Source organism: Brevibacterium sp. S22 (assembly GCF_004745485.1).
Lineage (GTDB): Bacteria > Actinomycetota > Actinomycetes > Actinomycetales > Brevibacteriaceae > Brevibacterium.
In genome coordinates this window covers 36,169-58,402 of the sequence record NZ_RHFG01000002.1, presented here as the reverse complement: position 1 = coordinate 58,402, position 22,234 = coordinate 36,169, and the positions used below count along the sequence as shown (strand labels likewise).

Genomic DNA, 22,234 nt, shown 5'->3' with positions numbered 1-22,234 from the left:
CGGAATGATCGTTCGCGCCGATCCGGGCGCTTCCGTCGATGGTATGGGTGATAACTGACTGCGGTGATGGGGCCGCAGCGACGCCATTCATCGCCTCATGATCCCCATATCCGGGCGCGCTGCCCTGATCGCAGCACTGACCGTCCACCAGAAATTCTCACCATTGACCGTCTCCGGTCGCGCAGATGCGATTCCGACCCGAGACTTCCGAAGGAGCAACCATGTCGAACTATCGTGTTCAGAATCCCGCCACGGGCGAGATCGTCGAGACCTTCCCCGAGGCAACGAATGCCGAGATCGAAACCACCGTGACTGCCGCCCACTCCACGTACCTGACGTGGAAGGACACCGATATTCAGGAGCGGGCGTCGGTTGTGCGCAGGGCTGCGGAGATCTTCCATGAGCGCAAGGACGAACTTGCCAGAACGATCTCGGTGGAGATGGGCAAGTCGTATGCCGAGTCTGTTGACGAGGTCGAGTTCGCTGCCGACATCATCGACTACTACGGCGTCCACGGACCCAGTCTGGTCACGGATTACCAGATCCCATCGACCATCCCCGGTACCGCACGGATCGAATCGTTGCCGGTCGGTGCTCTGTTGGGTGTGATGCCGTGGAACTTCCCCTACTACCAGGTGGCCCGGTTCGCTGCCCCGAATCTGGTGCTGGGCAATACGATCATGCTCAAACATGCCGATATCTGTGGATGGTCGGCACTGCTGATCGAGGAGATCTTCCACGCCGCCGGAGTCCCCGCCGGCGGATATAGCCACTTGTTTGCCAACCATGATCAGATCGCTGCGATGATCGCTGACTCCCGGGTTCAGGGAGTGTCGTTGACCGGGTCGGAGCGGGCGGGTGCGATCATCGGTGCCCAGGCCGGACAGAACCTGAAGAAAGCTGTGCTCGAGCTTGGTGGCATCGATCCGATGGTTGTTCTCGACGCCGACGATGTTGCAGCTGTGGCGCGTGAGGCGTGGGAGTTTCGGACGTATAACGCCGGTCAGGTGTGCAACTCGAATAAGCGCCTGATTGTCATGGACGACATCTATGACGACTTCGTTGCCGAGCTCGTGAAGTTGGGGACCGGGTTGACGCCAGGGGATCCGCTGAATCTGGGTGAGGGTGAGTATGTGCCGTTGTCGAGTCGTGCCGCTGCCGAAACCCTTGATGCGCAGGTGAAGAAGGCCGTTGCTGAAGGTGCTCGTGTGCTCATCGGTGGTGAGTTGGGTGAGGGCCCGGCGGCTTATTATGCGCCGACGGTGCTCGTCGATGTGCCCCGAGACTCGGAGTCGTATGGTGAGGAGCTCTTCGGACCGGTGGCGACTGTGTTCAAGGTCAGCAGTGACGAGGAGGCTCTCGAATTGGCGAATGATTGTGCCCTTGGTTTGGGTGGATCGGTGTTCTCGTCTGATGAGGGCCGTGCTGATCGTGTGGCGTCTCGTCTTGAGGTGGGGATGACGCATGTGAACACGATTGCTGCTGAGGCGGCTGAGTTGCCCTTCGGTGGGGTGAAGCGGTCTGGTTTCGGTCGTGAGATGGGTCCGATCGGGATGGGCGAGTTCGTGAATAAGCGCCTCCACTTCATCGCGAAATAAGGGCAGTTCGGCTCACCCCAAGACCACAGCAACCGTCGTCGAGCTCCCGGCGGCCGCTCAACCCACTGCGGTCGTCGGTCAGCCGAGTGATGCGGTGATCATGTCCTCCATCGCCGAGGCAGTCAGTCCTCGCCACTGCTCACGTGACGGTGCGGACGGGATCCGCGCGCCGCGCACCTTGGCCAAGGCCACCTCGGTGATGGGGGTATGCTGCGGAAACGCGTTCAACACGTGACGTCCGGCTTCGTCCTTGCCGATGATCTCCCCGGTACTGAGCGTGTGATGCATGCGCGCGGGACCGAGCACACACCACTCGACGGTGCCGGCACTCAGTCCCAGAGGGGACGTGAGGAGACGATGGACGAGCGCGCGTGGAGTTCTCTGCGGTCGGTCGCGCAGCTGTGCGACCAATGGAGTCCAGTACTCGCGCAGATTCGTACGGGTCCACGGTTGAAGAGCCTCCGGCTGCGCATCGAGATCCCATGCAGCGATCGGTCGTCCCCGCACCGTGATGCCGCCGTCGACGAGCTCCTTCCAGATCACTGGATTGACGTCGAACGCGCCGTGCGCATCGAAGATCTCACCCGTATGGGAGGCGATCGGACGGATCTCGGTGACGGGGCGACTGACCTCGGATTCGGCGATGAAGACGGTATTGCAGCACGCACTCACACCTCGCCCGCGCGTCGCCCCTACCGTCAGGCGGGGCACCTGCGAGAGGTGGAGCAGGCGCAGTCGCCGAATGAGATCCGGACGGTCCAGCCACTCATCGGCGATGACCGCGACGAGGTCGATGTCGCTGCGGCCCGGACGATAGGCGCCGAGGGCGATCGATCCGGTGACGGCGCAGGCGATGATGCCGCCTGGCAGGACCCGATCGGCGGTACGCAGGTAGGACCTGATGGCGGTTGCGGCGTCTGGCGGCAGCGGCGCGGACATGGGATCAGCGTAGCGAACCCAACCGAACTCACGCCGAGCGAACAGTCAGCTCAGGGAAACTTGTAGTTCAAGTCGCGTCGAATTCCCATTGATCGGCTGTTGACTGTCTGTTTGTTGAGCAAGATCCGCTGAAGCGACAGCCTGGATTGCGGGCACGAGATCAGGGTCACGTTGAACTCGGTGGAAGGAAGCCGAGAGGACCCGACGCCCGATACAACTGGAAAGTGGGAACTGATGAAACTCGTACGCAAGTTCGCTGTGACAGCCCTTTCCGCGGCGGTCATCGCCGGCGGAGTCTCCATGGCGACCGCCGCGTCCGCAAAGCCGGCTGCAGTCTCAGAGGAGGCCGCTCCGTTCACGAGCAAAGCACTCGACGGCGGCAAGGTTCCGAGCGCTCAGGACGCCACTCAGCTCACCCAGGAGCAGATCGACAATGCGCGCACGATCATCGCCGTCGGCAAGGGCGCGGACCTGTCGACGCAGGCACAGAAGATCGCCGTGATGACGGCCCTGCAGGAATCGAGCCTCTACAACCTCGACGGCGGAGACCGCGACTCCGCCGGACTGTTCCAGCAGCGTCCGTCCATGGGCTGGGGCACTCTGGCTCAGGTGACCGACCCGGTCTACGCCTCGAAGTCGTTCTACGGCGTCAACCCCGAGGGCTCGAACCTCGGCCTCATCCAGATCGAAGGCTGGGAGACGATGGTTCCGGGAGCCGCAGCTCAAGCAGTGCAGGGCTCCGCCTTCCCCGCCGAGTACGACAAGTGGGAGCCCCTGGCGACCGAGCTCGTCGAGGGCAACCAGGACGTCGCCCCGATCAGCTGATCCGGGTCGTACCCGTCCCCGAAAAGTCTGTTCTGAAATCACACGTGCACACACGAGAAGCATCAGGAGAGAAGATGACAATTTCGCGCACACTCACGACCACCGTTCTCACCGCGGGAATCCTCGCAGGAGGAACCATGATGACCACCGCACCGGCACAGGCCGACCAGACACCCGCCGCTCAGGCACCCGCTGCACAGTCCTCCGCCGCACAGGCAGAATCCGGCAGAACCGCCTCGGCGCAGTCAGATGACCGCCGCGACGAGATCATCAGTCGCGCCCAGACCTGGGTCGACCAGGGAGTGCCCTACAACTGGGACGCCACCCATCCGGATCCACAGGGCAAGCAGTACCGCATGGACTGCTCGGGATTCGTCTCGATGGCCTGGGGACTCGACGACAGCCTCAACACCGTGACCCTGCCGGATGTCTCCCACAAGATCGATAAGGACGAACTGAAGCCCGGCGACGTCCTGATGAAGGGCGGCCCCGGCACCGAAGGCGCCAACGGCCACGTCGTGATCTTCAACGGCTGGGCCAATGACGACAAGACCGCCTACCACGCCCTCGAGGAGAACGGTTCGCTCGGCTCGGTCGCCCACGAAGTCTCCTACCCCTATGACCAGGACGACAGCTTCGTCCCCTACCGCCTGAACGGTCTGTGATCTGAACTGCCCGTGATCCGGCACTGATCCGATGCCGATCCGGCGGCTCCGATCCGCCGACCGTACTCCGCGCACCTGAGCGCACAACGTCGCCGCGCCCCTCCCATGGGACGCGGCGACGACGCGTCCGACGAGGAGGGCCGCCTCGGAGGAACAGGGCCGACCTCGGAGTGCAGGATCGCCGAGGATCGACCCCCATCGATCGCCGCCAGCGCCTGAAATTTCCCTGGCTCGCGCCTGCGAACCGCCGGACGAGCGGATCGAGACCCCGGTCACGGTCGGGTGGGAGCACTGCTGGTGACCGCGCGGCGTTCAGCGAACTCTGATCGCATGCACCCGGATCCGTGACGATTCGTTGCGGCGAGAATAAGTCATCTCGAAGTCTCTCTGCATTGAACAGGGCCGATCGGTCCGTCAGTGTTGTGTGGGGCGATTCCACGGCACCTTCTGCATTGGTGTTCCTGTGCCGACCACAGGGCAGATGCCGCAGAACCCACCACGTGTGCCGCGCACCAGGAATCGCCGACCGGGTCGTGGACCCGATCAAGAGAAAGTGAGAACAGATGAAACGTGCGCGCACACTTGCGGTGACTGCACTTTCCGCAGCCGTCCTCGCCGGGGGAGTCTCCCTGGCAACGGCGACTTCGGCCTCGGCCGACCCGATCTCCGGTGGCGTCAGCCAGGAGGGTGAAGCAGCCAAGTCCGACGCCGGCTCGACCGGAGGGATCGACGACCCCGATGAGCTGAGCGAGGAGCAGATCGACAACGCGCGCACCATCATCGGCGTCGGCAAGGGCGCGGACCTGTCGAAGGAGGCGCAGACGATCGCTGTGATGACCGCGCTGCAGGAATCGAGCCTCAACGACCTCGACGGAGGCGACCGCGATTCCGCCGGTGCCTTCCAGCAGCGTCCCTCGATGAACTGGGGATCGGCCGACGAAGTCTCCGACACCGTGTACGCATCGAAAGCCTTCTACGGCGTCGACTCCGGAACCGACAATCCGGGACTGACCCAGATCGACAACTGGGAGAGCATCGAACCCGGTGACGCCGCACAGGAAGTGCAGCACTCCGGATACCCCGACGCTTACGACAAGTGGGAGCCGCTGGCCGAGAAGCTCGTCGACGACAACCAGGACGTCGACGCCATCGACTGACTCCGACCGTCAGGCCAGGGCGCCGGCGGCGAGCCGGCGAACCACCTCGGTGAGGTGATGGAGACCCGAGACGAGATCTTCGTCCTTCGTGAATTCCTGCAGGCTGTGCGAGACCCCGTCGACGCTGGGAATGAAGAGCATGACGGTGGGCACCTCGTCCTTCATATTCGTCGAATCATGTCCGGCCACGGTCATCACCTTCGCCGAGGTGAGTCCCAGATCATTCGCAGCCGACCGTGCCAGCTCGACCCCGTCCTCGGAGTACGGGTTCTGATCCCAGCTGTGTTCGGCGACGATCTCGATCTCCACCCGGTCGTCCTCGCTGACCTGGGCGATCCTGGACATGAGCTTCTCATGGGCGGAGGCGATCACCTCGGCGCTGGGGGAGCGCAGATCGAGCAGCAGGCTGACCTCGCTGGCGACGACGACCGGAGAATTCGGGTACACCGTGAGCTGCCCGCATGCGGTGTGCAGAGCACCAGGCTCGAAGTCGTCGACGAGTTCACGTGCAGCCACGACCAGACGCGCCGCACCGAGCAGAGCATCCTGCCGATCGGCCATGAGAGTCGACCCGCTGTGCGCTTGAGCACCGGTGACCTTGAACTCGTACTTGTGGGCCGCCCACGTGGCGTTGACCAGGCCGATCGTCACCCCGTCCTCTTCCATGCTCCGACCCTGCTGGACATGGATCTCCGCATACGAGGCGATCTCGGGAACGGTGAAGTCCCCGCGCTCACCGATCGCATCGAGCGCCTCGGCGACGGTGGTCCCGGCAGCATCACGGGTGGTCAGGGCCGCTTCGAGCTCGGCCTTGCCGGTGAAGACATTGGACCCCATCATCGACGGCTTGAACCGGGATCCCTCCTCGTTGAACCAATTGACCACGGCGAGGTTGAACTTCGCCTTCGACGGGTCCGCCCGCAGCTCATCGGCGACGGCGAAGCACGCATGTGCCGAGGACATCACCCCATAGGCGCCGTCGAAGCGCCCGGCCGTCGGCTGGGAATCCATGTGCGAACCCGTGAGCACGTACGGGGCGCCGGGAACGAGCTCGAGGAGCCCGAACTGGTTGCCGATCGCGTCCCGGTGGACGCTGAAACCGTGCTTGATCAGCAGGTCTTCGAACCATTTCCGCTGCTGACCATCGGCGGCGCTCGCCGCCTGTCGGTCGACCCCGTTCGTGCCCTCGACCGCACCGAAACGCGAATGCACGGCCCAATCGGCGAGGAATTCTGCTTCGCGATCGGCGCTGATCAGAGAGGGTGAAACGGTCATGAGGGGTCCTTTCGAGACGGTGTCGCCGGCGGGGTGACCTGCGACGGTGGGATGGAGGGGTGCGGCGCCGGCAGTGCCGGTGTCAGGCGGTTTCGTCGGCGGCCGGCGGCATCGTCGCCGGGTCGATGAGCACATGGATGAGCGCCGGCCCGTCGTGGGCAAGTGCTCGGTCGAGCGCCGGCCCGAATTCCTCGGTCGTTTCGACGCGCTCCCCATGCCCGGTCGGTCCGGACACGGACGCGGTCAGGTCCGCCTCGCTCGCCGAGGCGGCCCCGGAGCTGCTGAGATCGAATGCCGACATCCACGCGGCGAAGTTCGGGTTGACCATCCGCGTGCCCGAGGGCCGCCCTGGATAGTGATTCTCCAGGTGAGACACGATCGTGCCGTACACGCCGTTGTCGATGACGATGATCAGCGGTGATCCGCTGTGGGCGAAGGCCGTCGCGATCTCCTGGCCGTTCATGAGGAAGTCCCCATCGCCGCAGATCGCGACCGCGCGCCGCTCCGGGTACGCCAGAGAAGCCGCGACTGCCGCGGGAACGGCGAGACCCATCGCCCCGTTGCGGGCTCCGACGAGACTGGCCGGACGTTCATGCCGGATGAACCGGTGCCCCCAGATCGTGGCATTGCCCGCCCCGTAGGTGAGGATCGCATCCCCGCCGAGGCGGTCATCGAGAATCCCGAACGCCACCCCGAGATCGACCCCGGCACGGTCCGCGTTCTCCGGTGCCGCCTCGGCGTCGGGGCGATGAGCGGCGAACCGGAACTGCACGTCCGCTCGCCCCTGCATCCACTCGTCCGTTCGGGTTCCGCGCAGCTGGCTCGCATCCCGAGCCGCGCCGGCTTCGGTCCTGGTCAAGGCTCGAGTGAAGGAGTCCGGGGAGGCGATGATGTGCTCGTCGATGCGCCCTGCGTGCTGGGCGGCCTCCATGTCGAGGGAGACGAGCACGGTCTCGGCGTCGAAGCCGATCGTGTACCCGTCGCTTAAGACATCGGAGCGGGTGCAGCCGACGAAGACGATGAGGTCCGCCGCGGCGAATCCGGCCGCCACCGCATCGGCGCGACCGTAGCCGAGCCACCCCGCCCACGCCGGCGAGGAATGCGGAATCGCATCGTAGGCGCGCCAATCGCAGAAGATCGGCACCCCTGCCGAGGCGGCCAGACCGGCCAGCTCGGCTCCGCAGCCGTTGTGCCACCCATCCCCGCCGAGGACGAATGCGGGACGCTTCGCCGCCGCGATCCGGGAAGCCAAGCCATCGATGACGGCGGGGGCAGGGGTCGGTGGGGCCACCTCGGGGAGGATCGGAGTGGGGGCCTCGGTGAGACGGACGAGGACATCCTCGGGCAGGCCGACGACGACGGGGCCGGGGCGACCGGATGCGGCGATGCGCAGGGCATCGGCGGTGATCTCACCGGCACGGTCCTCATCATCGATGGTGAGCACGCGCTTCGCCGTCGAGGAGAACCACTCGGACAGGCTGAACTCCTGGAAGGATTCGCGGGAGCGATCGTTGAGGGGGACGAGGCCGACGAAGAGGACGAGCGCGGTTGCGTCCTGCCAGGCGGTGTGGACAGAGATCATCGCATTCGCCGCCCCGGGTCCGCGGGTGACCATGGCGATGCCCGGACGGCCGGTCAACCGGGATTCGGCCAGCGCCATGAACCCCGCACCGCCCTCCTGCCGGCACACGACGGTTTCGATCTTCGCGTCATACAGTCCGTCGAGGACGTCGAGGTAGGACTCGCCGGGGACCGCGTAGACGCGCTCGATGCCCGCGCTCTCCAGAGTGTCGACGATGAGGTGGCCGGCGGAACGCGACATGGTGGGGGGTGTCCTTTCGACGATCGAACGGTGTGAGGTCCGGGGCTCCCGGCCCGGTGCTGCGCTGGGTTCTCAGCGCTGTGCGGTTCTCAGTGTTTGAAGCCGGGGAGGTCGACGCTCATCCGAGGAGCGACAAAGCCGGCGAACGCCGTGAACAGGGAGAGGAAGACGAGCATCGCGGCGGCCGGCCACCAGTGGTCTCCGGCGGAGGCGACGAAGCTCGTGGCCAGCAGCGGAATGAACCCGGAGAGCATACCTGCGGCGTTCTGCGCCATGCCGACACCCGTGTAGCGGGTGGTGGCGGGGAACAGCCCGGTGAGCACGGTGCCCGAGGCCGCGTAGGGCAGGGACAGGGTGGACACGGCCAGGGTCATGGCGATGACGACGAGGACCGGAACCCCGGACTCGAACATGAAGAACGCGGGAACCGCGACGACCGCCGAGGCGACTCCGCCCCAGAGGATGACCTTCGAGGCTCCGTACTTCGTACCCAGGGCACCGCCCCAGAGGAGGGCGAGGATTTCGACGGCGGCCGCGACCATGCTGCCGAGCAGGAGGAGCGAATCGTCGTAGCCGAGGACGTTGACGCCGTACCAGACGCAGAAAGCGGTGACGAGGTAGAAGCCGCCGACGCCGAGGAGAGCCGCGGCCATGCCGATGATGATCTGCTTCCACGAGTCACGGAAGGTCGTGCGGATGGGGCTCTTCTCGACCTCGCCGGACTCTTCGAGCTGACGGAAGACCGGGGACTCCTCGAGGCGGGCGCGCAGGTAGATGGCGACGATGAGCAGCGGCAGAGCGATGAGGAACGGGATCCTCCAGCCGAATGAGTCGAAGCTGTCCTGCGAGAACACCAGGGTCATGACGAAGAAGCCGCCGGAGGACAGGATCGTGCCGATCGGGGAGCCGATCTGCGGGATCGCCGCGTAGCGGGCGCGCAGGTGGAGCGGGGCGTTCTCGACGACGAGGGTCATCGCGCCCGACCACTCGCCGCCGACGAAGAGTCCCTGGAGGATGCGCAGGAGCACGAGCAGGGCGGGAGCGGCGAAGCCGATCGCCGCATAGGTCGGCAGGAGGCCGATGAGGCCGGTGACGATGCCGATGCCGATGATCGTGATGAGCAGGACCTTGCGCCGACCGATCTTGTCGCCCATGCGGCCGAAGATCAGACCGCCGATGGGACGAGCTGCCAGTCCGACACCGAAGGTGGCGAAGGAGGCCATGGCGGCGGCCGTGGCGTTCTCGCTCGTGAAGTACTGGACGTTGAAGACCAGGGCGGCCGCTGCCGAGAAGAGGAAGAAGTCGTACCACTCGAGGGCGGTGCCGATCAGGGCGCCGGCGGCGACCTTGTTCGCGTCCTTGACGCTCAGTTCCGTGGTGGCGTTGAGCTCGGCGGACGCCGTGGTGTTCTGCTCGCTCATGGTTCTCTCCGTCGAGTCCGGGGATGTGGGCCTGGTCGGCCGAATCCGGGTGCGGGTGGTGCGTCGGCCGATCGTTGCATTCGACCGGCAGATATCGACCTTACAGAGTGCCGCATGTCCCGATCCAGGCGCATTTGTCGCCGAAACGCGGACTTTTCTTGTGCGAATGCACATAATCTAGAGGATGTGATGGATGAACAGGATCGTTTTGCGGGCACACGACAGCTGCGGGACCGCCCGGTGCCCGGGGACGAACGCCGGTGGCTGGAACTCCTCGACGCCCTCGACCTCGATGAGCTGACCGACCGGTTCATGACCCGGGTCGTCACGGTCTCCGGCTACGATCCCGCCCCGATTCCGGTCTCGGAGCTGCGGCGGACCGGTCGGGCCTCCTTCTCCACTCTCGTCGAGGGGCTGCGCGCCGGCGGTTTCGACGGACCGGTGGCAGTCTCGACCGAGGTCGGAGTGTCGCGGGCTCGTGCGGGCATCCCGCTCGAGGCGCTCATGACCGCGATCCGCCATGACTTCAATGTGCTCTGGGAGGTGCTCACCCGAGTGGCGAACCAGGAGGACGCTGAACTCGTCATCAGGCACACCGGCATCGTCCTGTCCACCGTCGATGAGTACGTCTCCCAGGTCCAACAGGCCTATACCGCTGAGCTCACTCGGATGCGGGCGGAAGAGGATTCGGTGCACGCCGGACTCATCGCGAGCCTCTTCGACGACCCCGATCCGACGAGTGAGCGTCTGTCGAGGATCGCGACCGGCCTCGGACTCGATGTGGACTCACCGCTGCTCGTCGTCGCCGCCACCGGGGACGATGTCCGGGCCCTGCGGGTGATCATCTCCGATCATGTCCGCGCGGGCGGGACCATGTTCACGCACCACCTCGGCGAGGTTCTCATTGCGTTCACGAAGGTGTGGGGGATCGGGGATCCTGCCACGTCGGTACGAGGCGGTGGCGGTCATCCGTCGACGGCGCTCGCCACCAGGATCGCCGAGGCGAGGGTGGGGTATGTGCGCGCCGAGGGGATCGGGACCCTGCGGCGTTCGGCGTTGACCGCGCGTGACCTCGCCGATGTCATCACCCCTGATGAGACGTCCGCGATGACGTGGCGCAGCGGGTGGGCGCGGCTGGCGGCCCGGTCGCTCAACGCCGCCGGCAATCCGATCCTCGTCGATGTCGAGTCGGCGCTCGCTGCCTGCGGTCCGGTTGAGCGGGAGCGCCTCGTCGAAGCGGTGCGCGCCTATCTGGCCTCGGGCAGCATCGGTGCGTCTGCCGGTCAGCTGTTCTGTCACCGCAATACGGTGGCCAATCGTCTGCGCCGTTTCGCCGAACTCACCGGAGTCGATCCGATGATCCCCGCCGAGGCGGCCCGCCTCGTCGTCGGTTGGGCGTGAGCTGCCGGGCGGGTTGCGGATTCCGGTGCAACAACTGCTTCAAAGTGTGTTTGCGCAGCATTTGCGTGGGGCATCTGCACGTTGAACCCGCGGGTGTGCCCGCCGTCGCAGATTCGACGTCGCGAGGGGGTGTGAGCGAGGGCGTCTGACCGCAGACCAGCGCTCAGCTAGCTCTACGGCAGTCCGGTATAGCTCTGCCCGTGCGGTCCAGTCAGAGCGACAGCTCGGCCGTCGACGCTGAGGACGAATCGCCCATCGGCTTCGACTCCGAGCGTCTCGAGCTGCGCAGGAGTGTCAGGCAGGACGCCCGCTCCCTCGTTGCTGATCCACACGACGTCATCACGCGATCGCATGAGCGAAGCGAAGCAGGCACGCACCTCGGCGTCGACATAGGCCAGCACCGCGCTGTGGAAGACGACCGGCTGGGTCCCGGCGGGCACCTCGGCAAGCAGGGATTCGACGGTGTCGAGCAGGTCGCCGCGGACGAGATGCGGGGGATCGGCGGCCGCGATCGAGGCAGCGGCGAGGAGGCGCTCCCGCCTCGCCTCATGTTCGGGCCAGATCAGCGACGTCAGCCATTCCTGCTGGTCAACATCGGTGATATCAAGGGGATTGAGATCGATTCCGGCGCGCCACGCGACCTCGGGGAGGCGCTCTGGCACCGAGACATTCGTCAGTTCGCAGTCGAGCACGACCGCGCTCGGACCATCCGCAGGGTCGAGCGTCGTCGACTGCGCGAACTCCGCGCCGACCGCCCCGGTGACGGTGAATCGGTAGCTGTATCGGTCGGGATAGAGGCAGAGCCCCGCCGAGGCGCCGACCTCCATGAGCGCGAGCGGGCCGGGAATCCGTGCGAGCGCGGGGAGCAGCGTCGCACAGCGACCGGCCTCGTTCGTCTGTGTCGACCGGGCAAGCATGAGCTCCCGAACGTCGTCCCAATGCCTGAGCAGCCATGCGCGCAGGTCAGCATAGGTGCCCTCACCGGCGCCGAGGTGGCGGGCCGCGGCGAAGAGAAGGTTGGCTTGGCGCTTCGGTCGGGGAAGCTCGAGCAACAGGGCGATGACCTCGTCATCGGCGGCCACGCCTTCAGCCCAAGCGGTATAGATCGGGGAGGTTCCGGACGCCTCGAGGCGGGCGAACTTGCCGTAGTAGTCGCGCAGAGTCTCGGCTTCGAGCTCGGTCATCGGCTGCATCGGTTTCCCTTCGTCGGCGTGGTCTCATCGTAGCCGCGTCCCGGTATTCGGTACTTTCGCCGCGAACTCTAGGCGTGACCGAGCCGCTGTCGTAATGTGTTGCCGTGATGCGCTGGCCGCCGGTCTGAGCATTAATCATCGGATGCAACAGAGAGGTTATACGTAGCTGGGTCAGATCGATTCTGACCTATGCGACATTGAGTCGAGAAGATTTCTTCGGGATCAGTTGGGGGATGATATTGACGATGCAAAGGACCTCGACAAATACGGAATGTCGGTGTGGGTAGAGCCATAGTCAGCGCGAGGCTCTGATGCGCTGTCGAGAAAGTTAAACAAGTAGAGCCGAGTTCTCATCCGTTGCTGAAGAGCGAGCCAGTTGCCTACGCAGATGCTCTTCAACCGGTGAAAAGATGTGCCGTGCCACACCGCGGCAAGCTGCCACCCCTGCTTTCCGGTGTACCGGACCGTCGAGTTCGCTCAAAGAGCTACCGGTTCCACGCCGCTAGCGCCGGATGACTTCTGACTTGATCGAGATCGTCGCTTCCTGTGGAGTCTCGGCTCCGAGGTCCAGGCCGATCGGGGCATACAAGCGTTTCATCAGCTCGACTGGCACGACAGCCACATTGAGAACGTCAACTCGCACAACAGTGTCCGACGACTTTCCAGCGCTCTGACGTAGTCCGCTGGACCTCACAGCGCAACGCCAAGCAACGGAACGTCGAACTTCATACAGCACCACTTCGTCGCAACCTTAGGATTGAACTCGCTTCTTCGTATCTCGCCCGCGTCGTCGGGTAAGTTCCTGCCCGACTTGGTTGAGAAAAGCCGCAGTACACAGGCCGACAAGGAGAATTCCGAGTGCCGCGTACATGTGCCGTTCAGTGAGCGCAGCCCACACACCGTGGCCCAAAGTCAGCAAGAATACCGCGAGGGCGTGCAGACGGGCTTCCGATGCTTTACGCCCGCCTCGTTCATACATCGAGGTGGCTTTGAAAACTAGCTGTTTCACTATGTCGTCCTAAAGAGAATCTGCAAACCCGAGGCAACCGTCTAACCAGCGTTTACACATCAGACCGGATGGTCGAACTCACGCAGCAGGAACACCGATGGAACGGGCTTTCGCTGGTCACGTGGGGAATCCGAATCTCGGGCACCGCGACGAAGAGTGTGAGCTATAAACCCCATCTCAAGTGTTCGAGGCTACAGGAGCTGGTGTTTCGCGCTCGAGGACGCGAACAGTTTCGCGGATATGGTGCTCCATTTCAGTTCGGGCCCTCTCCGCGTCGCCGTCTATAAGTGCCTGCCGGATCTCCTCATGCTCTCCGTGCCGGTTGCCTGTCGCAGTACTGAGGGGATCAGTTGACCCTGACGTATTAATCAGAAAGTCACTGAGGTCCCATAGCCGTCGACTTGAAGACGCCATGATACGAGACCCCGACATACGGTGAATGGTCGTGTGAAAGTCTCGGTTCAGTTTCAGGTACTCGACGGAACGCTCATGCGAGTTTGGGACGGACAGTAGCCGCTCGAGGCGTCTGGAGACCAAATCAATCTCATCTAATTGATCGACAGATCGGCGATTCGCAGCAGCGGCTGCGATTGCACCCTCGAAGCCGGCAAACATGTCGAAGAAGTCTGCGATCTCCCTCCGTGGGTAGGTCGCGACAACCGAACCAACCTGGGGAATGATATCGACCAATCCATCGGCGGAGAGCAAGCGAAGTGCTTCCATGATTGGTTGCTTGGAAACTGAGAACTCTGCCTTGAGTGGCTCGACGGAGATTCTCTCCCCTTGACGAAACTGGCCAGAGATGAGTCGCCCGCGTAGTTCTTCATAGACAACCCCCGCCGCCCGCGGTGAGTCTCTTACGGGTGTCAACGCCATCAAAACTCTCTTCTCTTTCGACCAAGATACATCAAAAATGCTAGCAGTTCAGGACTGTTCCTCTCTGCTCTGGCTTCGAGCTGCCCTTCTCTTGTCCGACATCTCTTAGGCATGCTAGCATGCCAGTCATATCGTGATCGGACTCACTCGACGACGAAGGACAGGCAAGTCAATGGCGACAGACACACCACGACGTTCACCGGTGAAGGTGGCTCTTGCGAGCTTTATCGGTACGACGATCGAATACTACGATTTCTTCATCTACGGAACAGCAGCAGCGCTGGTATTCCCACAGATCTTTTTCCCAGACTCCTCGGCGTTAATGGGCACACTCCTCGCGTTTGCCACTCTCGGCGTCGGGTTCATTGCGCGCCCGTTGGGCGGTGTGGTCTTCGGACACTTCGGAGACCGAATCGGTCGTAAACGAATGCTCGTCATCTCTCTGACTGGGATGGGAGTCGCAACGTTTTTAATGGGAATGTTGCCTTCTCACGCGATGATAGGCGTCGCGGCCCCGGTCTTGCTGACGTTGCTGCGTTTACTCCAAGGATTCTGCGTTGGCGGCGAATGGGGCGGCGCTGTGTTGATGGCGGTGGAGCACGCACCTGCTGGACGTAGAGGGTTTTACGGCGCGTTCCCGCAGATGGGAGCTCCTGCAGGAGTCGCAATTGCGACCTTAGCGTTCTTGGTCGTTGCCGGTCTGCCCGATGAAGAATTCCTCTCGTGGGGCTGGCGCGTCCCATTCCTCGTGAGCGCCCTCCTGGTAGTCGTCGGTTTGGTCATCCGTGTCGCCGTGGACGAAAGCCCGGACTTCAAGCGCGTGCGTGATCAGCAGCAACGGGTACGAGTGCCCGCGGCCGAAGCGTTCCGTACACATCCGAAACAGATTTTCCTCGTTGCTGGCATCTACCTGAGCCAGGGCGTATTCGCCTATATCTGCATGTCCTACTTCGTGCAATATGGCAACGCCGTCGTCGGCATTGACCGTAGCAACGCATTGCTGTCCGTGTTCATCGCCGGCGTCATTGGAACCGTTCTCTACGCTGTATTTGGTGCACTCTCGGACAAATGGGGACGCAAGACTACCTACATGGTGGGCGCCGCGGCAATGACAATCGTAATTGGACCTGCTCTTCTCTTGATCAACACCGGCAACGCACTACTGTTCGGGGTCGCGCTGATCGCAGTATTTGGGCTGGCAATGGCACCGGCGGGCGGTGCTACCGGTTCCCTTTTCTCGCTGCTGTTCAAGCCTGAGGTCCGCTATTCCGGCGCATCTATCGGATACACGATCTCCCAGATCGTGGGATCCGCGTTTGCACCGACGATCGCAGCGGCCCTTTACGGCGCCACAGGGTCAATCGTGCCGCTCTTCGTCTACCTCACGATCATCTGTCTCATCACTGTGGTCTCGCTGCTGCAAGTCGGCGGCCCGTGGGGTAAGCGGGAAGCGGATGCCCAGAAAGCCGCCCATGCTGCTGAGACGGCGTCGATATGACCAGTCCTTACTAATGGCATCACATCGAATACAACATAGCTGGAAGTGAGATCCATGGCTGAAAATGAGCAGGAATACGACGCCGAAGTTCTCGTCGTCGGGCTCGGACCAATGGGCGCGACAACTGCCCTTGCCCTTGCTAAATACGGTGTATCGGTGCGTGCGGTCACACGGCAGCGGTGGCTTGCAGACACGCCCCGCGCGCACATCACCAATTTACGGGCGATGGAGGTACTGAGAAGTCTGGGCATCGAGGACGAGGTGAAGCAACAAGCTACACCGTGGGAGTGGATGGGCGACACTCTTTTCACGACCAGCCTCACTGGACCCGAGGTCGCTCGCATGCGCACCTGGGGCACCGGAGATCAACGCTACGGCGATTACCTCAAATCCAGCCCATGCACCATGGTCGACATCCCGCAGACGGTGGTGGAACCGATCCTTGTCAACGCCGCGGGCCGCGCCGGCGCCAGCATTTCGTTCAACACCGAGTATCTTTCGAGCCGTCAGGATGAAACTGGGGTATCGGTCACGCTTCGCGACCGGATCACCGGGTATGAATACGTGCACCGCTACAGATACGTTGTAGGCGCCGACGGCGCGAAATCCAAGGTAATGGATGACGCAGGGCTTACCGTAGAAGGCGAGCTTGCCCGAGCCGGAACCGTGTACGCGCAATTCCGGGGTGACCTCTCCCAGTACGTCGCGCACCGTCCGAGCATTCTTAATTGGATCGTGAACGAGGACGCAGCCGTCGGAGAAATCGGCTTGGGTCTTTTGCGCGCGGTGCACCCCTGGGATCACTGGATCGCTGGTTGGGGCTTCGACGTCAGCAAGGGTCGCCCTGATTTGAGCGAAGAGACCGCTCGTGAACGTATTCGCGCCTACGTTGGCGACCTTGACTTCGAGCCCGAGATTCTCTCGATCAATCCGTGGTACGTCAACGAGGCGGTCGCCTCGCAGTACTCAAATGGGCGAATCCTATGCGGCGGTGACGCCACCCATCGGCATCCGCCATCGAGCGGGCTGGGATCCAATACCTGCGTACAGGATGCTTTTAACCTTGCTTGGAAGCTCGCGTACGTCGTAAACGGTGACGCCGGCGAAGAACTTCTCACAACCTACAGTGCCGAACGCGCCCCGGTCGGCAAACAAATCGTCGACCGCGCGAACCAATCCCGCCGCGACTACGCCCCCATCCAGCAGGCGCTTGCACCTGAAACCTCCGAAGGGATACATGGCTTGGAAAAGGTGCGCAGCGATACTCCTGATGGCATCCATGCCAGAGCTGCACTCGTGAAGGCCTTCGACCTCAAACACTACGAGTTCAACGCGCAGGGCGTCGAGATGAACCAACGCTACGTTTCCACTGCAGTCATACCCGATGATGGAGCCGAACCCGAAGTCTGGGAGCGCGACCCCCAGCTGTATGCGCAGTCCACCACGAGACCCGGCGCGAAGATCCCACACGCCTGGCTCGTCGGTGAAAATGGGCGTCGCGTCTCCACCCTCGACCTCGTCGCTGGGGGCCAGTTCACCCTCCTCACCGGGCCGTCCGGACGCGCGTGGGCGCATGCTCTGACTGACTTGGGCCACGACTGGGCGAAGTCAATCGTCGTCGGCGACCCGGGAGCGGAAGACCTGTACCTCGAATGGGCACAGGCCCGAGAGATCGATGAGGCCGGTGCGGTCCTCGTTCGCCCCGACGGCACCGTCGCCTGGCGCTCCCACCAGGCTCCCCAGCAGGCCGCCGACGCGCAAGCCCAACTTCGAGACGCCCTTGCGCAAGTGCTTTCCCGCCCAGTTTCAACGCACACCGCCGGACACAAGGAGGAATGAAACACAGATGACACCAGAACCCCTCAACGACCACGAACATCAGGTAGCAGTAGCTCTCTCCGCTGCGCATGCCACTGCGACCGCCATTGCGCCGGTGCGCGAATCGCTCGGCACCGACCTCGATTCCGCTTACCGAGTACAAACGGAACTCATCGGCAACTTGCGAGACACATACGGCTACCGCACAGGCCGGAAAGTCGGATTGACCTCGCCAGCGGTGCAAGAGCAACTCGGAGTGGATCAACCCGATTTCGGAGTCCTCTTGTCCGGACTGGAGACCGACAACGGGGGCACCATCGACACGGCTCACCTCGTCGCCCCCCGCGTTGAGGCCGAAGTCGCCTTTGTCCTCTCCCACGACATCAACGATGCCGACCCTGAACACGTACGACAGGCCGTTGATTACGCCGTCGCAGCTCTCGAGATTGTCGACAGCAGAATACGGAACTGGGACATTTCCATCGTGGACACCGTCGCCGATAACGCCTCGAGCGCCGGATATGTCCTCGGTTCCACCCGACTGCGACTCGATGAGTTCGAGCCTCGCGAAGTTGCGATGGAGCTGCAAGCCTCGGGAGAGCCCGTATCAACCGGGACAGGAGCCGCCTGCCTCGATGACCCCCTCAACGCACTCGTCTGGGTTGCCGAGACTGCGCTACGGCTGGGTGACCCGCTGCGAGCTGGCGAGGTCGTGCTCTCCGGAGCGCTCGGTCCCATGGTTCCGCTCGAAGCAGGAAATACCTACGAAGCCCGGATCGGCCCTCTCGGGTCGGTTTCCGTCACCGCAATTGGAAAGGAGTAGCCATGTCCAGCAAAGTGGCCATTATCGGGTCAGGGAACATCGGCACCGACCTCATGTTCAAAGTGCTGCGGCTCAGCAAGACGCTGGAGTTCGCGATCATGGTGGGGATCGACCCGACCTCCGACGGACTCACCCGTGCCAAAAAACTCGGCTTCGAGACCACCGCTGAGGGGGTCGACGGATTGATCGCGTCCCCCCTGTTCGACGAGATCGACATTGTGTTTGATGCCACTTCCGCAGGCGCACACCAGCACAACGCCGCCAAGCTTGCCCCCTACAACAAGCAACTCATCGACCTCACTCCCGCCGCCATCGGCCCGTACGTGGTGCCGTCGGTGAATCTCGAAGAGCATCTTGATGCGACGAATGTAAACATGGTCACCTGCGGGGGGCAGGCAACAATTCCCATCGTTGCCGCCGTGGGATCAGTCGTGCCGGTGCACTACGCGGAAATCGTTGCCTCGATCGCTTCAGCCTCAGCTGGTCCTGGCACACGGGCGAACATTGATGAATTCACCGAAACCACTTCAACCGCGCTCGAGGTTGTTGGTGGAGCCGCCAACGGCAAAGCGATAATTGTACTTAACCCGGCCGAACCGCCGGTGATCATGCGCGACACAGTGCAGGTCATCATCGACCGTGCCGACAACGCTACTCGTGAAGCGATCTCGCAGGCAGTCAAAGACCGCGTCGCAGGCGTCGCCGAGTATGTTCCCGGCTACCGCCTCAAACAGCAGGTCCAATTCCTCGACGATGGGACCGAACTTGACCAGCTCATCCCGGATGAGCGCCGCTCGGGTGCGTACACCCGAGTGGCTGTGTTCCTCGAGGTCGAAGGTGCCGCCATGTACCTACCCGCCTATGCAGGCAATCTTGACATCATGACTTCCGCCGCGTTGCGCACAGCGGAGAGTCTTGCCGCGAAGCGCGCTAAGGAGCAGCCAGCATGAGCTCACATCAGATGTATCTGCAAGATGTCACCCTCCGGGACGGCATGCACGCAATTCGCCACCGAATGGCCCCAGACAAGGTCGCTGAGATTGCGAAGGCCCTTGACCAGGCAGGCGTAGACGCTATCGAGGTCGCCCACGGAGACGGCCTGTCCGGGAATTCGCTAACGTACGGTGCGGGATCGAATACGAACAGGGAATGGATCGCCGCTGCAGCCAACGTCGTCGAGCACGCCGTTTTGACGACTCTGCTGCTGCCGGGCATCGGCACGCTTCACGATCTGAAAGAGGCTTTCAATCTGGGAGTCCGTTCGGTGCGCATCGCTACCCACAGCACCGAGGCCGATGTGTCGAAGCAACATATCGAGACTGCCCGTGAATGGGGAATGGACGTTTCAGGCTTCCTGATGATGTCTCATCTCAACGACCCCGCCAGTCTCGCTCAGCAAGCGAAGCTGATGGAGTCTTATGGCGCGAACTGCGTTTACGTCACTGACTCCGCCGGCCGTCTGACCATCGACGGAGTCCGAGACCGCATTCACGCCTACCGCGACGTCCTCGACGAGGGCACTCAGATCGGGATCCATGCTCACCAAAATTTGTCTCTGGCAGTTGCCAACTCTCTCACCGCGGTCGAAGAAGGAGCCTACCGGGTCGACGCATCGCTTGCCGGCCACGGTGCAGGGGCCGGGAACACTCCGATCGAACCGCTCGTTGCTGTCGCGCAGTTGCAAGGCTGGGACGTTACTGCCGACCTGTTCGCGTTGCAAGACGCCGCTGACGATCTCGTTCGCCCACTGCACGACCGACCAGTACAGGTAGACCGAGAGACTCTTACCCTCGGTTACTCCGGCACCTATTCGAGCTTCCTGCGACATGCAGAACAGGCAAGCGAAGTCTACGGTCTCGATGCCCGCGACATTCTTGTCGAGGTGGGCAGACGCCACCTGATCGGCGGCCAGGAAGACATGATTACCGATATCGCCCTCGACCTCGCGGGCGCACGAAAGGACACCTAATGAGCGCTGTAAAGATTCCTGACTACACCACCGACCCGTTCTTCGGCCTTGAGGACCACTGGTTGGAAACCGCCCCCGGCGAGCTCACCCATTATCACGAGGTTGGCGAGGGCACTCCGATCCTGTTTCTACATGGTTCAGGAACGGGCGTCACTGCCGCAGCGAACTGGTGGCTTAACCTCCCAGAGATCGGCAAACTCGGCCGTTGCATCGCGATCGATTCGATCGGGTACGGACAAAGTGTCCCGTCCTCCGATACTCAGTACGGGATTCGTGAGTGGGTGCGCCATGCGGTCCGGGTACTTGACGAACTTGGGATTGAGAAGACCTGGATCGTCGGGAATTCCCTCGGCGGGTGGCTTGCCTTCCAGTTCGCTATCGATTTCCCAGAACGCCTGTTGGGTATCGTGTCGATGGGTACCGGAGGAGCTCAGCTCACCACGGCACTCAAGGGCCACTCGAACCCGGTGCTCACTGAGGAAGGCATTCGTAAAACCCTCGAGCTGTTCGTCGTAGACAAGACTCTCATCACCGATGACCTCGTGAAGCTGCGCTATCAGTCCGCGGTCAACGACACGGCCTCAGATCGGCTTGCCGAGGTCGTCGCTGCCCGCGATCGCGACCGTACTGAACTGCCGTTGGACTTCGACGTGCTCTCGAAACTCGACATCCCTGTACTCCTCATTCACGGGGTGCAAGACGCAGTCATCCCAGTGTCTCGTACCTGGGAGATCTTAAACGTCGTGCCACACGCCGACGCTCATATCTTCTCCCAGTGCGGACATTGGTCGCAGGTGGAACGCGCAGAGGACTTCAACGCTGTCGTGACGCAGTATCTCACCTCTCACGGCCTCGCCTCAGCCCAGTAGTAGTGCATCACATTATCAAGGAGTCATTATGACGAAACTATCCGATCAGTATGATCCAGGCCCTCAGATCTCGCACGCTGGGGCCATAAACCTCGGCACAAAGGACATCGAGAAATCTCTCTGGTTCTTCCGCGACATCCTCGGCATGGAAGAGGTGGAGCGCGATGGAGATATCGCCTACCTGCGCGCCTACCAGGAGCTACGCCACCACTCGCTCGTTCTCACCCAGCAGGACGAGACGGCCGTGAACTCTTATAGCTTCCGCACCAAGCGGCCTGAAGACGTCGAGCTCTTCTACAAAGAGTTGCAGCGTCAGGAGATAGAGACTCTCGAAATCCCCTCTGGGACCGAGCGCGGTCGCGGCACTGCGATCCGTTTCCAGCTCCCCGGAGGCGACCATCCCTTCGAGCTGTACTTTGACATGGATAAGACCGAAGCTCCTGATGAACTTCAGTCTAGGCTGCCTTCCAATAGCTCGCGTCGTCGCGGCCTCGGGGTCAGGCGTCTGGATCACTTCAACGTGCAGACATCGCCATCGACTATCAACCAAGCCGAAGCATGGGTGCGAGAGACGCTTGGCTTTAAGCGCAGGGAATTTGCCTACCTCCCTGATCACCCCGAGACACTGATGGCCTCGTGGACGTCGGTCACCCCGCAGATGCACGACCTCGCGATTGTCGCCAACGCGCAGGAAAAGAGTGGACAACTCCACCATGTGGCCTACAACCTCGAGAACTTGTCCGATGCTCTCACCGCTGCCGACATCCTCCGAGATCTCGATGTTTCATTTGGCGTCGGTCCCGGCAAACACGGCATCGGTCAGGCCATGTACCTCTACGTCCACGATCCCGGTTCGGACCACCGCGTTGAACTTTACGCCGGTGGTTACCTCATCTTCGACGAAGACTGGGAAGCTATCGAATGGAAGCCCGTCGATTTCCCCGAGGGTCTCACCTGGTATGGCGACCCGATCGACGTCACTCCCGGTAGCCGCGGTCGCGATACAACCAACAGTGCCGGTCTCAGTCACCCCTATCTAAACGGAAAGTAACGGCCGCTAGCGGCGGCGAGAGCGA

The 22,234-nt window shown here is 62.7% G+C and carries 19 protein-coding genes; 12 read left to right on the top strand and 7 right to left on the bottom strand.

The window, feature by feature from the left end; genetic code table 11:
* Positions 1-221 precede the first annotated feature (221 nt).
* On the top strand, positions 222-1,598 hold the full coding sequence (locus EB835_RS02555; protein ID WP_135807924.1) for an NAD-dependent succinate-semialdehyde dehydrogenase: 1,377 nt from the start codon (positions 222-224) through the stop codon (positions 1,596-1,598).
* A gap of 78 nt (positions 1,599-1,676) precedes the next feature.
* On the opposite strand, the gene EB835_RS02550 is transcribed toward EB835_RS02555, so the two are convergent.
* Positions 1,677-2,537 carry an aminoglycoside adenylyltransferase domain-containing protein gene (locus tag EB835_RS02550; RefSeq protein ID WP_135807923.1) on the bottom strand — a complete coding sequence of 287 codons (861 nt, stop codon included), beginning with the start codon at positions 2,535-2,537 and terminating at the stop codon, positions 1,677-1,679.
* A 234-nt stretch (positions 2,538-2,771) separates the two neighbouring features.
* Between EB835_RS02550 and EB835_RS02545 the strand changes: the two genes are divergently transcribed.
* From EB835_RS02545 to EB835_RS02535, 3 genes are all read left to right on the top strand, one after another.
* On the top strand, positions 2,772-3,362 hold the full coding sequence (locus EB835_RS02545) for a hypothetical protein (protein WP_135807922.1): 591 nt from the start codon (positions 2,772-2,774) through the stop codon (positions 3,360-3,362).
* A gap of 74 nt (positions 3,363-3,436) precedes the next feature.
* Complete coding sequence (locus EB835_RS02540) at positions 3,437-4,027, top strand: NlpC/P60 family protein (RefSeq protein WP_135807921.1); 591 nt, start codon at positions 3,437-3,439, stop codon at positions 4,025-4,027.
* A gap of 587 nt (positions 4,028-4,614) precedes the next feature.
* Complete coding sequence (locus EB835_RS02535; RefSeq protein WP_240688508.1) at positions 4,615-5,184, top strand: hypothetical protein; 570 nt, start codon at positions 4,615-4,617, stop codon at positions 5,182-5,184.
* Between the two features lie 9 nt (positions 5,185-5,193).
* Here the strand turns inward: EB835_RS02535 and EB835_RS02530 are convergent, their stop codons facing one another.
* The 3 genes from EB835_RS02530 to EB835_RS02520 form a co-directional block, all read right to left on the bottom strand.
* Positions 5,194-6,459 carry a M20 family metallo-hydrolase gene (locus EB835_RS02530; protein WP_135807919.1) on the bottom strand — a complete coding sequence of 422 codons (1,266 nt, stop codon included), beginning with the start codon at positions 6,457-6,459 and terminating at the stop codon, positions 5,194-5,196.
* An 82-nt stretch (positions 6,460-6,541) separates the two neighbouring features.
* The gene (locus EB835_RS02525) at positions 6,542-8,281 is read right to left on the bottom strand and encodes a thiamine pyrophosphate-binding protein (RefSeq protein WP_135807918.1); all 1,740 of its coding nucleotides are present in this window, start codon (positions 8,279-8,281) and stop codon (positions 6,542-6,544) included.
* A gap of 89 nt (positions 8,282-8,370) precedes the next feature.
* Positions 8,371-9,702: an MFS transporter gene (locus tag EB835_RS02520; RefSeq protein WP_135807917.1), complete on the bottom strand. Its 1,332-nt coding sequence runs from the start codon at positions 9,700-9,702 to the stop codon at positions 8,371-8,373.
* 189 nt (positions 9,703-9,891) lie between these two features.
* On the opposite strand from EB835_RS02520, the gene EB835_RS02515 reads away from it, so the two are divergent.
* A complete protein-coding gene (locus EB835_RS02515; protein WP_135807916.1) occupies positions 9,892-11,103 on the top strand; it encodes a helix-turn-helix domain-containing protein in 1,212 nt (403 codons plus the stop codon).
* A 173-nt stretch (positions 11,104-11,276) separates the two neighbouring features.
* Here EB835_RS02515 and EB835_RS02510 read toward each other — a convergent pair whose 3' ends face one another.
* The 3 genes from EB835_RS02510 to EB835_RS02505 form a co-directional block, all read right to left on the bottom strand.
* The gene (locus EB835_RS02510) at positions 11,277-12,287 is read right to left on the bottom strand and encodes a DUF2332 domain-containing protein (RefSeq protein ID WP_346763134.1); all 1,011 of its coding nucleotides are present in this window, start codon (positions 12,285-12,287) and stop codon (positions 11,277-11,279) included.
* A 511-nt stretch (positions 12,288-12,798) separates the two neighbouring features.
* Positions 12,799-12,939 carry an XdhC family protein gene (locus tag EB835_RS20805; RefSeq protein WP_346763133.1) on the bottom strand — a complete coding sequence of 47 codons (141 nt, stop codon included), beginning with the start codon at positions 12,937-12,939 and terminating at the stop codon, positions 12,799-12,801.
* A gap of 543 nt (positions 12,940-13,482) precedes the next feature.
* Entirely contained in the window at positions 13,483-14,181 is a 699-nt protein-coding gene (locus EB835_RS02505) for a GntR family transcriptional regulator (protein ID WP_135807914.1), read from the bottom strand.
* A gap of 172 nt (positions 14,182-14,353) precedes the next feature.
* Between EB835_RS02505 and EB835_RS02500 the strand changes: the two genes are divergently transcribed.
* The 7 genes from EB835_RS02500 to EB835_RS02470 are packed head-to-tail and all read left to right on the top strand — an operon-like array spanning position 14,354 to position 22,209.
* Positions 14,354-15,679 (top strand): MFS transporter, encoded by a 1,326-nt coding sequence (locus EB835_RS02500; RefSeq protein WP_135807913.1) that lies wholly within the window; start codon positions 14,354-14,356, stop codon positions 15,677-15,679.
* 54 nt (positions 15,680-15,733) lie between these two features.
* On the top strand, positions 15,734-17,518 hold the full coding sequence (locus EB835_RS02495) for an FAD-dependent monooxygenase (protein ID WP_135807912.1): 1,785 nt from the start codon (positions 15,734-15,736) through the stop codon (positions 17,516-17,518).
* A gap of 7 nt (positions 17,519-17,525) precedes the next feature.
* The gene (locus tag EB835_RS02490) at positions 17,526-18,320 is read left to right on the top strand and encodes a 2-keto-4-pentenoate hydratase (RefSeq protein WP_135807911.1); all 795 of its coding nucleotides are present in this window, start codon (positions 17,526-17,528) and stop codon (positions 18,318-18,320) included.
* A 2-nt stretch (positions 18,321-18,322) separates the two neighbouring features.
* A complete protein-coding gene (locus tag EB835_RS02485; RefSeq protein WP_135807910.1) occupies positions 18,323-19,270 on the top strand; it encodes an acetaldehyde dehydrogenase (acetylating) in 948 nt (315 codons plus the stop codon).
* Entirely contained in the window at positions 19,267-20,289 is a 1,023-nt protein-coding gene (gene dmpG, locus EB835_RS02480) for a 4-hydroxy-2-oxovalerate aldolase (protein WP_135807909.1), read from the top strand. Before EB835_RS02485 ends, dmpG begins: the two co-directional genes overlap by 4 nt.
* Positions 20,289-21,158, top strand: a complete 870-nt coding sequence (locus EB835_RS02475; protein ID WP_135807908.1) for an alpha/beta fold hydrolase — start codon at positions 20,289-20,291, stop codon at positions 21,156-21,158. Before dmpG ends, EB835_RS02475 begins: the two co-directional genes overlap by 1 nt.
* A gap of 28 nt (positions 21,159-21,186) precedes the next feature.
* Complete coding sequence (locus EB835_RS02470) at positions 21,187-22,209, top strand: VOC family protein (RefSeq protein WP_135807907.1); 1,023 nt, start codon at positions 21,187-21,189, stop codon at positions 22,207-22,209.
* The last annotated feature ends 25 nt before the right edge of the window (positions 22,210-22,234 follow it).